Below are 12,189 nucleotides of genomic sequence, written 5' to 3'. Positions count from 1 at the left end.
CATGGATAATTTAATTGCAAAAAAATACGCAAAAGCTATCATTGAAAGAACAGATATGGAAGATTTTTACCATCGTTTATCTGTTTTAAATTCTGCTTTTTGTATGCCTAAATTTAAGGATATTGTCAATTCTAGCCAAATTCAAAAAGATAGAAAATTGGATTTATTGAATTCTTTTTTTGAAAAAGCAAATCCGAATTTCATCAATTTTTTAAAAATATTATTAAAAAATTCAAGACTTGATTATATTCCGCAAATTTTCAAGGAACTCCAAAGACAAAAGGCTCTTAAAGAAAATATATGCCAAGGCGTTGTATATTCAAAAGAAGCCTTGAGTGATGATAAAATAAAAGAACTTGAAAATAAGCTTAATTTGAAATTAAATACAAAAATCAAACTAAAAAATGAAATAGGTCAAAACGATGGTGTTAAAATTTACTTAGAAGAATTAGGCTGTGAAATTGCTTTTTCAATGAAAGCTTTTCAAAATAAAATAAGTGAATATATACTTAAAATTATTTAAGGAGAATATGTATGAATTTTAAAGCTGATGAAATCAGTTCTATTATAAAAGAAAAAATCGAAAATTTTGATTTAGATCTTGAAATTGAAGAAACAGGAAAAATCATTTCCATAGCTGATGGAGTTGCTAAAGCTTATGGATTGAAAAATATTATGGCCGGAGAAATGGTCGAATTTGAAAACGGCGATAAAGGTATGGCTCTTAATCTTGAAGAAAGTAGCGTAGGTATTATCATACTTGGAAAAGGCGAAGGTTTAAAAGAAGGCTCTTCAGTAAAACGCTTAAAAAAACTTCTTAAAGTTCCAGTAGGTAATGCTTTAATTGGAAGAGTTGTTAATGCCCTAGGAGAACCAATTGACGCTAAAGGTCCTATTGATAGCAATGAATTTCGTTGCGTAGAAGAAAAAGCTAAAGGTATTATGGCAAGAAAAAGCGTTCATGAACCTTTACAAACCGGAATTAAAGCGATAGACGCTCTTGTTCCAATTGGTCGCGGTCAAAGAGAGCTTATTATCGGTGATAGACAAACAGGAAAAACTACTGTAGCTATCGATACTATTATAGCTCAAAAAGGACAAGATGTTATTTGTATTTATGTTGCCATTGGACAAAAACAAAGTACAGTTGCTCAAGTTGTAAAAAAACTTGAAGAACATGGGGCAATGGATTATACTATAGTAGTTAATGCTGGTGCAAGTGATCCAGCATCTCTTCAATATATCGCACCTTATACCGGTGTTACCATGGGAGAATTTTTTAGAGACAATGCTAAACACGCTTTAATTGTTTATGATGATCTAAGCAAACATGCCGTAGCTTATCGTGAAATGTCTTTGATTTTACGTCGTCCTCCTGGTCGTGAAGCTTATCCTGGTGATGTATTTTATCTTCACTCAAGACTTTTAGAAAGAGCAAGTAAATTAAGTGATGAGTTGGGCGCAGGCTCTCTTACTGCTTTACCGATTATAGAAACACAAGCGGGAGACGTTTCAGCTTATATTCCAACCAACGTTATTTCCATTACCGATGGACAAATTTTCTTAGAAACAGATTTATTTAACTCTGGCATTCGTCCTGCAATCAATGTTGGTCTATCAGTTTCTAGGGTTGGTGGTGCTGCACAAATTAAAGCAACTAAGCAAGTATCGGGGACTCTAAGATTGGATCTTGCGCAATATAGAGAACTCCAAGCTTTTGCCCAATTTGCTAGCGATCTTGATGAAGCAAGTAGAAAACAACTTGAACGCGGTCAAAGAATGGTAGAGCTTTTAAAACAACCTCCTTATGCGCCAATTAGCATAGAAAAACAAATCGTTTCAATTTTTGCTGGTGCCAAAGGACATTTAGACAACATACCTGTTTCAAAAATTCAAGAATTTGAAAGTGGAATTTATTCATTTATTGAAACAAAATATCCAGATATTTTTGAACAAATTCGTTCCAAAAAAGCTCTAGATGCAGAATTAGAAGAAAAATTAACTAAAGCCATTAATGAGTTTAAATCAAATCAGCTATAAGGTCTTTTATGTCTAATTTAAAAGAAATTAAAAGAAAAATAAAAAGCGTTTATAACACACAAAAAACGACTAATGCTATGAAGCTTGTTTCTACAGCTAAATTGAAAAAAGCTGAAGAAGCAGCTAGAAAATCAAAAATATACGCTGAAAAAATTGATGAAATGCTAAGTGAAATTTCATTTCAAATCAATAAAATCATTTACAATGAAGATGATTCAAGATTTGCTTTATTTCATAAAAGAAATAAAATTCAAAATGTTGATTTAATTTTTATTACAGCGGATAAAGGATTATGTGGTGGATTTAATATCAAAACTTTAAAAGCTGTCAATGAATTATTAAAAGACTATAAAGCAAAAAATATTAATGTGCGTCTAAAAGCCATAGGTAAAACAGGTATTGAATATTTTAGTTTCCAAAGAATAGAATTATTTGAAAAACATATTGGATTAAGCTCTACGCCAAATTATGAAAAAGCTTGTTCGATTATCCATTCTTCTGTTAATGATTATGTTGATGGAATTACAGATGAAGTTATCTTAATCCATAATGGATATAAAAATATGATCACTCAAGAGTTAAAAGTTTCTCATCTTATTCCAGTTGAACCTGAAAAAATTGAAACAGAACCAAGTTCTCTTTTAGAACTTGAACCGGATAATGTTGGTTTGCTAGAAGATTTAATGAAAACTTATTTAGAATATAATATATATTATGCATTAATTGATTCTTTAGCAGCTGAACATAGTGCTAGAATGCAAGCGATGGATAATGCAACCAATAATGCCAAAGCTAGAGTAAAACAGCTTAATCTTGCTTACAACAAGGCAAGACAAGAATCCATTACCACTGAACTTATAGAAATTATCAGTGGTGTTGAATCAATGAAATAGTAAATTTTTAAGGAGAGTATTAATAATGCAAGGATTTATTTCACAGATATTAGGTCCGGTTGTTGATGTAGATTTTAATAACTATTTACCTCAAATCAATGAAGCCATTGTCGTTAATTTTGAAAGCGAAGGAAAAAAACATAAACTTGTTTTAGAAGTAGCTGCACATTTAGGAGATAACAGAGTTAGAACCATCGCTATGGATATGACAGATGGTTTAGTTAGAGGAATGGAAGCTCAAGCTTTAGGAACTCCTATTAGCGTACCTGTTGGTGAAAAAGTTTTAGGAAGAATTTTCAATGTTACAGGTGATTTGATAGACGAAGGTGAAGAAGTTGCTTTTGATAAAAAATGGGCAATTCACAGAGATCCACCAGCTTTTGAAGATCAAAGCACTAAAAGTGAAATTTTTGAAACGGGTATTAAAGTTGTTGATTTATTAGCTCCTTATGCAAAAGGTGGTAAAGTAGGACTTTTTGGCGGTGCTGGTGTTGGTAAAACAGTTATTATTATGGAACTTATCCACAATGTTGCCTTTAAACATAGCGGATATTCAGTTTTTGCTGGTGTTGGTGAAAGAACTCGTGAAGGAAACGATCTTTATAATGAAATGAAAGAAAGTAACGTTTTAGATAAAGTTGCCTTGTGTTACGGACAAATGAATGAACCACCAGGGGCAAGAAATCGTATCGCTTTAACGGGTCTTACAATGGCAGAATATTTTAGAGATGAAATGGGACTTGATGTATTAATGTTTATTGATAATATCTTTAGATTTTCTCAATCAGGTTCTGAAATGTCAGCTCTTTTAGGAAGAATTCCTTCAGCTGTTGGTTATCAACCAACCTTAGCAAGTGAAATGGGTAAATTTCAAGAAAGAATCACTTCAACCAAAAAAGGCTCTATTACTTCAGTACAGGCTGTATATGTTCCAGCTGATGACCTAACCGATCCAGCTCCTGCCACTGTGTTTGCTCACTTAGATGCAACAACTGTTTTAAATAGAGCTATTGCTGAAAAAGGGATTTATCCAGCGGTTGATCCATTGGATTCTACTTCAAGAATGCTTGATCCAAATATTATTGGAGAAAAACACTATAAAGTAGCACGTGGAGTACAATCTGTTCTTCAAAAATATAAAGATTTACAAGACATTATTGCTATTTTAGGTATGGATGAACTTAGCGAAGAAGATAAACTTATCGTTGAAAGAGCAAGAAAAATAGAAAAATTCTTATCTCAACCTTTCTTCGTTGCTGAAGTCTTTACTGGCAGCCCAGGAAAATACATTTCTCTTGAAGAAACCATAGCAGGTTTTGAAGGAATTTTAGAAGGTAAATATGATCATTTACCAGAAAATGCTTTCTATATGGTTGGTAATATTGAAGAAGCAATTGCAAAGGCTGATAAAATCAAAGGTTAATAATGGATAATTTATTTAAAATTGAAATTATCACACCTATGGGTGTAATTTACGAAGGTGATATAAAATCAGTCACTTTGCCAGGAAGTGAAGGAGAATTTGGCGTATTAAAAAATCATGCGGCTTTAGTTTCTTCATTAAGATCAGGCATTATTGATATAGAAAAAGAAGATTTAAGTCATGAATTAATTGCAATTGATGCAGGGCATGTTAAAGTAGATGAAGATAAAACCAGTGTTTTGGCAAAAGGAGCGGTTTGGATTTCAGGATCTAGTGAAAGTGAAATAGAAAAAAACCTTTCTAAAGCCAAAGAATTGATCAAATCAATGAGTTCAGATAGCGTTGCTTTAGCTGCCACTTTTTCTAAAATAGATAATCTAAAAGGTTAATAAATGAATTTTGAAGCAATATTTAATTTTTTTGGTAATTCGAGTATTATTACCTATGTAGTTCTTATTTGGCTTTCTTTGTATTTCATTCTTTCATTTTCTATTTTTTTTTCAAGAATCAGCTATATAGCAACTTGGAAAAATAAAGAAAAAGAAAGTTTAGAAACTTTGCTTTTAGGAGAAAAAGATTTAAGTCGCACAGATTCTATTTTAAGAAAATGCACCGACACAAGTCTTAATCACTTAGAAATTTATAAAAATTTAGCCACTCGTCGCGCTTCAGGTGGCTTGACTTGGCTTAGTATTGTTGCTTCAACTTCTCCTTTTATAGGTCTTTTTGGGACGGTTATTTCTATATTAGAAACCTTTGGAGGTCTTGGAAATCAAAATTCTTTAAGCATTATTGCACCACAAATTAGCGAGGCTTTGGTTGCAACAGGTTGTGGGATTTTAGTTGCTATTCCTGCTTACACTTTTCATCTTATTATTAAAGCTAGAGCTTTTGAACTTTTAAGCATTATTGATAGTGAAATTAAAGTTTTATCCAATAATCACTAAGGCTTTACAATGCTATTTGAAGAACACAAACCAGAACTTAATATTACGCCTCTAGTGGATATTATGCTTGTTTTACTTGCCATATTGATGGTTACAGCTCCAAGCATCACCTATGAAGAAAAGATAAATCTTCCACAAGGAAGTCAAAAATCCACAAGTGCTCCGACTGTAAAAAGCTTAATTGTAAGCATCAATTCTAAAAAAGAAATTTTCTTAAATCAAGAAAAATATAATTTTGTAAGTTTCGCTGATAATTTAGCACAAAAAAAATCACAATTTAATACCAATGAACCTGTTTTTATCAGAGCTGATAAAAATTTAAAATATGATGATGTTATTTATGTCTTAAGAAGTATTAAAAACCTAGGTTTTACTAAAGTTGCATTACAAACAGAATAAAAATATGAAAAAATACGGCTTAAGTAATTTAAATTCTTTCTTATTGGCTTTAGCGGTTTATTTAATTGTTATTGCTTTTGTTTTTTTTAGACTTGTAACTCAAGTTGCCCCTGCCATACAATACACAGATTTAAAAGATAGTTTTATTGATATTGAACTTTCAGAGCCTTCTAAACAAACAACCATTAATCCAAATACTCCAAAAAATTTACAAAAACCAAATGATCAAGTTGATATCAATAAACTTTTTGCACAAACAACAAACCAAAGTGTTAAAACCGAAGATATAGATCAACAAGCAAATAATTTTAATGAACTTTTTGGCAATATAGAAGAAATACAAGATGCAAAAACAACAAAAATACAAGCAAACGCTCAATCAGCAAGTTCAACAACTCCTAAACCTCAAGCTTCAGAACTTATCAAAAAACTTAATGATAGCTTGATAGAAGAAGAAAATCTCACTCAAGGTGAAAGTACTAAAACTCAAAAAATGGGTGTTTATGATGAATTTTTAGGCAAAGTTGTGCGTGTTATTACCCAAAGATGGAAACAATACTATCCTAATAATAAAGAAATCAGTGTAAAGGTAAAAATCTTTATTGATGAAAATGGGAAATTTGGTTATACTTCAGTGGAAAAAAGTGGTGATTCTTTATACGATGCTAAAGTGGCGGAATTTTTAGAAAGTCAAAAAGGGAAATTTATAACTTATCCTCCACAAAATAAAAGCATAAGTATAATTATGAATTTAAAAGACGAAATAAAAAATCAACAATAATTTAGGAGAAAAAATGAAAAAAATTTTTACCATTTTCTTGCTCTTTTTGGGTGTCCTTTGGGCTGAAGATCCAACGATTACAGTTGTTAATTCAGGTGTAGTTTTACCAAAAATTATCGTTAAAGATAATTCTAATATAAGCGATATCGCTTTAAAACGTAGTTTTTATAATATAATCGTCAATGATTTAAAAGTGAGTTCAAATTTTGATGTTGTAAGTGATGCTGCTGAAAAAAGTAATTATGTTTTTGAATATACTCTAAGTCAAAATGGAAATAGCTTAAATTTAAATGTTAAAATTAAAGCCGGAGGAATTGAAAAATCAAATCAAACTTATACTTTAAATAGTATTGAACAATATCCTTTTCTAGCACATAAGAGTATCAAAGCTTCTGTTAATGCTTTAGGCTTACCTCCAGTTGAATGGATGGATCATAAAATTTTAATAGCTAGAAATTCAAGTTCTAAAAGAAGTCAAATAATCATGGCTGATTATACTTTAACGTACCAAAAAGTTCTTATTGATGGTGGTTTAAATTTATTTCCAAAATGGGGCAATAAAGAACAAACTATGTTTTATTACACAGCTTATGATAACAATATGCCTACACTTTATCGCTACAATTTAAATTCCAATAAAGCCTATAAAATTCTATCCAGTGGTGGTATGGTTGTGGCTAGCGATGTAAGTTCAGATGGAAATAAACTACTTATTACCATGGCTCCAAAAGATCAACCTGATATTTATCTATATGATCTAAACAGTAAAAAATTAACCCAACTTACAAATTATTCTGGTATCGATGTTAATGGTAATTTTATAGGAAGTAATGATGATAAGATGGTTTTTGTTAGCGATCGTTTAGGCTATCCAAATATATTCTTACAAAATTTAGATAGTTCTAGTGGTGCTGAACAAGCTGTTTTTCATGGAAAAAATAACTCAGCGGTTTCTACTTATAAGGATTTCTTAGTGTATTCTAGTAGGGAAGCTAATCAATATGGAGTTTTTAATATTTATTTAACATCAATTAATGGCAATGACGTAAGACAGCTTACAGCTAATGGAAAAAATTTATTCCCTAGATTTTCTAGTGATGGAGGCAGTATAGTTTTTATTAAATACCTCGGCGCACAAAGTGCTTTAGGTGTTATAAGAGTCAATGCAAACAAAACTTTTTATTTTCCTTTAAAGCTTGGAAAAATTCAATCTATTGATTGGTGAAGTTAGCATTATGAGTTGCAATTAATAAAAAATTTAGATATAATACGCTCAAATCTATTCATATTGGAAAGGTCGGAAATGAAAAAAATTCTTTTTAGTTCGATTGCCGCATTTGCAGTGATCATTAGTGGATGTAGCACAAAAAGCACTAGCGTAAGTAGCGATACTAGTGTAGATTCTAACAGAGGTTCAAACGGAAGAGATAATTGGGATATTGATTCAAGAATTTCTCAACTTAATGATACTTTAAATAAAGTATATTTTGATTTTGATAAATTTAATATTCGCCCAGATATGCAAAATGTTATCAATAACAACGCAAATATCTTTAATACCGAAGTAAGTGGAGTTAATATCACAGTTGAAGGTAATTGCGATGAATGGGGAACTGATGAATATAATCAAGCTTTAGGTTTAAAAAGAGCAAAAGCTGTTAAAGAAGCTTTAGTGGCTCAAGGAGTAAATTCAGATAGAATTTCTATTAAAAGCTATGGTGAAACAAATCCAGTTTGCACAGAAAAAACAAAAGCTTGCGACGCACAAAACAGACGTGCTGAATTTAAACTATCAAAATAATCTATGAAAAAAATACTTTCAGTAGCTCTTCTTATAGGGGCTACTTTACTTCATGCTGAAAACTCAGCTTTTGGTGCAGGAGATATAACTAGCAATAGTGCCTATGGTCTAAGCTCAAGCGAAAGATTACTCAAAGAAAAGCTTGATTCTTTAAGCAATAGCAATTCTCAAGCAAACGCAAGAATTGACGAAATGCAAGAAAGAATTGAAGGTTTGCAAAGCACTTTGGAAGGTATTAATTCTCAATATGCTAAATCTAATTCTAGATTAACCCAATTGGAAGCAAATAATGATAGTCTAGAAAATAACTTAACCATAGAAATTCAAAATTTAAAAAAATATGTTGAAGAAAGTAGAAAAATTCAAGAAGCTAATAATAAGCAATTTAAAAAAATCTTAACAGAACTTAGTTCTTTAGTCGATTCTATTAATGCAAATTATGTATCAAAAGAAGAACTTAAAGATATAAATTTAAGCATAAATAACATTTCATCAAACACTTCACATAAAAACACTGATAATACTTTAAATGAAAAAAAAGATGATAATATCACAACTAATATACAAATTCAGGATGCAAATAAAACTATAGATGATTCATGGAAAAAGAAGAAAAATAATGAAATTTTAGATTTAGCGATACAAGATCTCCATAAAGATTTATATGAAGAATGCAAAACCAAATTAAACTATCTTATAGCACAAAAATATAAACCGGCAAGAGCAAATTTTTGGCTAGGAGAGGTAGAATATAAACAAAAAAATTATAACAATGCCATTGCTTTTTACAAAAAAAGTTCTGCTATCAGCTCTAAGGGGGATTATTTTCCAAAGCTTTTATACCACACTGCAATTTCACTAGATAAAGTAGGTAATACAAAAACAGCCAATGGATTTTACAAGGCTTTAAAGAAAAATTATCCAAATACACCTGAAGCAAAAGCTTCGCCAAATAGAAAATAAAAAAGGAAAAAAATGTCAATAGAAAAAAATAATGTTGTTTCAATGTTTTATGAACTCAAAGATGCCAATACTCAAGAAGTTTTAGAATCAAATTTATACGCTCAACCTATTTCTTTTATAGTCGGAAAAGGACAGATTTTAGAAAGCTTAGAAGAAGAAATTATGAAGCTTGATTGTCCAAGCAATAGTGATGTTTTAATTAAAAAAGAAAAGGGTTTGGGTGAATACGATGCTAACGCTATTCAAACATTACCTAAAGAGCAATTTGCCGGAATTGATTTGAAAATAGGTATGGAACTTTTTGGTGAAGGTGAAAATGGTGAAACCGTTCGCGTAAGTGTTAAAGAAATTAATGAAAACGATGTTGTTGTTGATTATAATCATCCTTATGCTGGAAGAGATTTACTCTTTTCACTTAATATTGTAGATGTTAGACCAGCTAGCGAAGATGAAATTTTAACAGGCATTATTGCAGGAAGTCATAGTTGTGGATGTGGCGGGGGACACCATGATCACGATCATCATCACGGAGGTGGTGGCTGCTGCGGTGGCGGAGGCGGAGGTTGTGGTTGTCACTAATGAATATTGCCTTTATATTTCCAGGACAAGGATCTCAAGTCGCTGGAATGGGAAAAAGCTTTTACGAAAATTCTAAAAATGCAAAAGAACTCCTTGAAAGTGCAAGTGATTTTTGTAAGATTGATTTTAAACATTTGCTTTTTGAAGAAAATGATCAGTTAAATAAGAGCGAATTTACCCAACCTGCTATTGTATTAAATTCTTTGATGGCTTATACAGCCTTAATCGAACAAAAACCAGACTTACAAGCTGTATTTTCTCTAGGTCATTCTTTAGGAGAATTTTCAGCTTTGGCTGTAAATGGAGCTTTAGAATTTTTGCAAACTCTTACTTTGGTTAATAAAAGAGGATTTTTCATGCAAGAAGATTGCTCTAAAGTTGAAGCAGGAATGATGGTTGTTTTAGGATTGGATGATCAAATCGTAGAAGAAATTTGCAAAAAAGCCCAAGAAGAAAATAAAAAAATATTTGCAGCAAACTATAACTGCGATGGTCAAATTGTTGTAGCAGGTTTAAAACCTGATCTTATAAGTTACGAAAATGAATTTAAAAAAGCTGGAGCAAAAAGAGCAATGCTTTTAAACATGAGTGTTGCAAGTCATTGTCCTTTACTTGAAAATGCTTCATCAAAACTTTGCATTGAGCTTGAAAAAACACTCAAACCAAATTTTAAAGCTGTAGTTTCAAATGCAAATGCAAAAATTTATACCGATAAAGAACAAGCATTAAAACTACTCAAATCTCAACTCATTTTTCCTGTTCTTTATAAACAAAGTATTAAAAATTATGAAAATGAAATCGATTGCTTTATAGAATTTGGTGCAAGCATTCTTAAAGGTTTAAACAAAAAAATAAGCTCTAAGGAAACTTATTCTTTGACTAATTTTAGCGATATTGATGAATTTTTAAAGGTTATAAAATGAAAATAGCAATTTTAGGCGCAATGCCAGAGGAAATAACCCCTTTACTTGAAATTTTAAAAGAATTCAAAAGTATTGAATACGCAAACAATACTTATTATCTAGCAAATTATAAAAATCATGAACTTATTTTAGCTTATTCTAAAATAGGAAAAGTCAATTCAACTTTAAGTGCAAGCATAATGATTGAAAAATTTGGGGCTGAAATTTTACTTTTTACAGGTGTGGCAGGTGCTTTTAATCCAGAATTAGAAATAGGTGACTTACTCTACGCTACGCAATTAGCTCAATATGATCTTGATATAACCGCTTTTGGACATCCACTTGGTTTTGTTCCTGGGAATGAAATTTTTATAAAAACAGATGAAAAGTTAAATAATCTTGCTTTAGAAGTTGCAAAAGAATTAAATATCAAACTAAAATCAGGAATCATTGCAACTGGAGATGAATTTATCTGCGATGAAGCAAAAAAAGCAAAAATAAGAGAAATTTTTAACGCCGATGCTTGTGAAATGGAAGGTGCTAGTGTTGCTTTAGTTTGTGATGCTTTAAAAATACCTTGTTTTATTTTAAGAGCTATGAGTGATAAAGCTGGAGAAAAAGCTGAATTCGATTTTGATGAATTTGTGATTAATTCTGCGAAGATTTCGGCTAATTTTGTTCTTAAAATGTGTGAGAAATTATGATAAACCTCAGCAAAAAGCTTATACGACAAGTTGCTCAAGCAAACGCTCAATTTGGGCTTATTAAGGATGGTGATCGCGTTCTTTTAGGCTTAAGTGGAGGCAAAGATTCTTTAGCTTTAGCACATCTTTTAAATCGTATGCAAGCTCACGCTCCTTTCAAATTTGATCTTGAAACTGTTACTTTAAGTTATGGTATGGGTGAAGATTATTCTCAATTACATGCACATTGTGAAGAACATGGTATTAAACATAGCATTCTTGACTCTAATATCTACGAAGTATCTGGCGATACTATAAGGGAAAATTCTAGTTTTTGTAGCTATTTTTCAAGAATGCGACGCGGAGCTTTATATACTTATGCTCTTGAAAAAGGTTTTAATAAACTTGCTATTGGCCATCATTTAGATGATGCAGCGGAGAGTTTTTTTATGAATTTCATCCACAATGGATCCTTAAGAACCCTAGCTCCAATCTATAAAAGCAAACGTGGTATAACAGTGATACGCCCTTTGATTTTTGTTAGAGAAAGACAACTTAGAGACAATGCAATACAAAATGAACTCCAGGTTATAGGAAATGAGTTTTGTCCTGGTATGAAACTCAGTGAAAAAAATGTTAAATTTCCACATGCAAGAGAAGAATCCAAACAGCTTTTAGCAAATTTAGAAAAAGAACATCCTAAACTTTTTACGAGCTTAAAAACCGCCTTTTCTAACTTACATACAGAAACTTTTTGGATGAATCAAGTATAAAAACT

The 12,189-nt window shown here is 31.2% G+C and carries 15 protein-coding genes; all 15 read left to right on the top strand.

Translation table 11 applies throughout. The features are described 5' to 3' along the window. The first annotated feature begins 1 nt into the window (after window position 1). Entirely contained in the window at window positions 2-523 is a 522-nt protein-coding gene (locus H2280_RS02785) for a F0F1 ATP synthase subunit delta (protein WP_137624036.1), read from the top strand. 11 nt (window positions 524-534) lie between these two features. Then, window positions 535-2,040: a F0F1 ATP synthase subunit alpha gene (gene atpA, locus H2280_RS02780; protein WP_137624037.1), complete on the top strand. Its 1,506-nt coding sequence runs from the start codon at window positions 535-537 to the stop codon at window positions 2,038-2,040. Between the two features lie 8 nt (window positions 2,041-2,048). After that, the gene (gene atpG / locus H2280_RS02775) at window positions 2,049-2,933 is read left to right on the top strand and encodes an ATP synthase F1 subunit gamma (protein WP_137624038.1); all 885 of its coding nucleotides are present in this window, start codon (window positions 2,049-2,051) and stop codon (window positions 2,931-2,933) included. Between the two features lie 25 nt (window positions 2,934-2,958). Beyond that, on the top strand, window positions 2,959-4,356 hold the full coding sequence (gene atpD / locus H2280_RS02770) for a F0F1 ATP synthase subunit beta (RefSeq protein ID WP_137624039.1): 1,398 nt from the start codon (window positions 2,959-2,961) through the stop codon (window positions 4,354-4,356). 2 nt (window positions 4,357-4,358) lie between these two features. Next, the gene (atpC, locus tag H2280_RS02765; protein WP_337215604.1) at window positions 4,359-4,745 is read left to right on the top strand and encodes an ATP synthase F1 subunit epsilon; all 387 of its coding nucleotides are present in this window, start codon (window positions 4,359-4,361) and stop codon (window positions 4,743-4,745) included. Window positions 4,746-4,748: 3 nt separating this feature from the next. Then, entirely contained in the window at window positions 4,749-5,303 is a 555-nt protein-coding gene (locus tag H2280_RS02760) for a MotA/TolQ/ExbB proton channel family protein (protein ID WP_137624041.1), read from the top strand. A gap of 9 nt (window positions 5,304-5,312) precedes the next feature. Then, complete coding sequence (locus H2280_RS02755) at window positions 5,313-5,702, top strand: ExbD/TolR family protein (protein ID WP_337215603.1); 390 nt, start codon at window positions 5,313-5,315, stop codon at window positions 5,700-5,702. Window positions 5,703-5,706: 4 nt separating this feature from the next. Further along, window positions 5,707-6,483: a TonB C-terminal domain-containing protein gene (locus tag H2280_RS02750; RefSeq protein ID WP_337215625.1), complete on the top strand. Its 777-nt coding sequence runs from the start codon at window positions 5,707-5,709 to the stop codon at window positions 6,481-6,483. Window positions 6,484-6,496: 13 nt separating this feature from the next. Continuing rightward, entirely contained in the window at window positions 6,497-7,708 is a 1,212-nt protein-coding gene (gene tolB / locus H2280_RS02745; RefSeq protein WP_337215602.1) for a Tol-Pal system protein TolB, read from the top strand. A gap of 78 nt (window positions 7,709-7,786) precedes the next feature. Then, window positions 7,787-8,284, top strand: coding sequence for a peptidoglycan-associated lipoprotein Pal (gene pal / locus H2280_RS02740; protein ID WP_137624045.1), 498 nt, complete (start codon window positions 7,787-7,789; stop codon window positions 8,282-8,284). Between the two features lie 3 nt (window positions 8,285-8,287). Beyond that, complete coding sequence (locus H2280_RS02735) at window positions 8,288-9,247, top strand: tetratricopeptide repeat protein (RefSeq protein WP_337215601.1); 960 nt, start codon at window positions 8,288-8,290, stop codon at window positions 9,245-9,247. Between the two features lie 12 nt (window positions 9,248-9,259). Next, window positions 9,260-9,826: an FKBP-type peptidyl-prolyl cis-trans isomerase gene (locus tag H2280_RS02730; protein ID WP_337215600.1), complete on the top strand. Its 567-nt coding sequence runs from the start codon at window positions 9,260-9,262 to the stop codon at window positions 9,824-9,826. Beyond that, a complete protein-coding gene (gene fabD / locus H2280_RS02725; protein WP_337215599.1) occupies window positions 9,826-10,749 on the top strand; it encodes an ACP S-malonyltransferase in 924 nt (307 codons plus the stop codon). The genes H2280_RS02730 and fabD overlap by 1 nt, the downstream gene beginning before the upstream one ends. Beyond that, window positions 10,746-11,432: a 5'-methylthioadenosine/adenosylhomocysteine nucleosidase gene (locus tag H2280_RS02720; protein WP_337215598.1), complete on the top strand. Its 687-nt coding sequence runs from the start codon at window positions 10,746-10,748 to the stop codon at window positions 11,430-11,432. Before fabD ends, H2280_RS02720 begins: the two co-directional genes overlap by 4 nt. Beyond that, window positions 11,429-12,184: an ATP-binding protein gene (locus H2280_RS02715; protein WP_137624050.1), complete on the top strand. Its 756-nt coding sequence runs from the start codon at window positions 11,429-11,431 to the stop codon at window positions 12,182-12,184. The genes H2280_RS02720 and H2280_RS02715 overlap by 4 nt, the downstream gene beginning before the upstream one ends. Window positions 12,185-12,189 lie beyond the last annotated feature (5 nt).

It is taken from the genome of Campylobacter sp. 2457A, assembly GCF_020135895.1.
Taxonomy (GTDB): Bacteria; Campylobacterota; Campylobacteria; order Campylobacterales; family Campylobacteraceae; genus Campylobacter_D; species Campylobacter_D taeniopygiae.
This window is presented reverse-complemented; position numbering and strand designations above follow the sequence as displayed.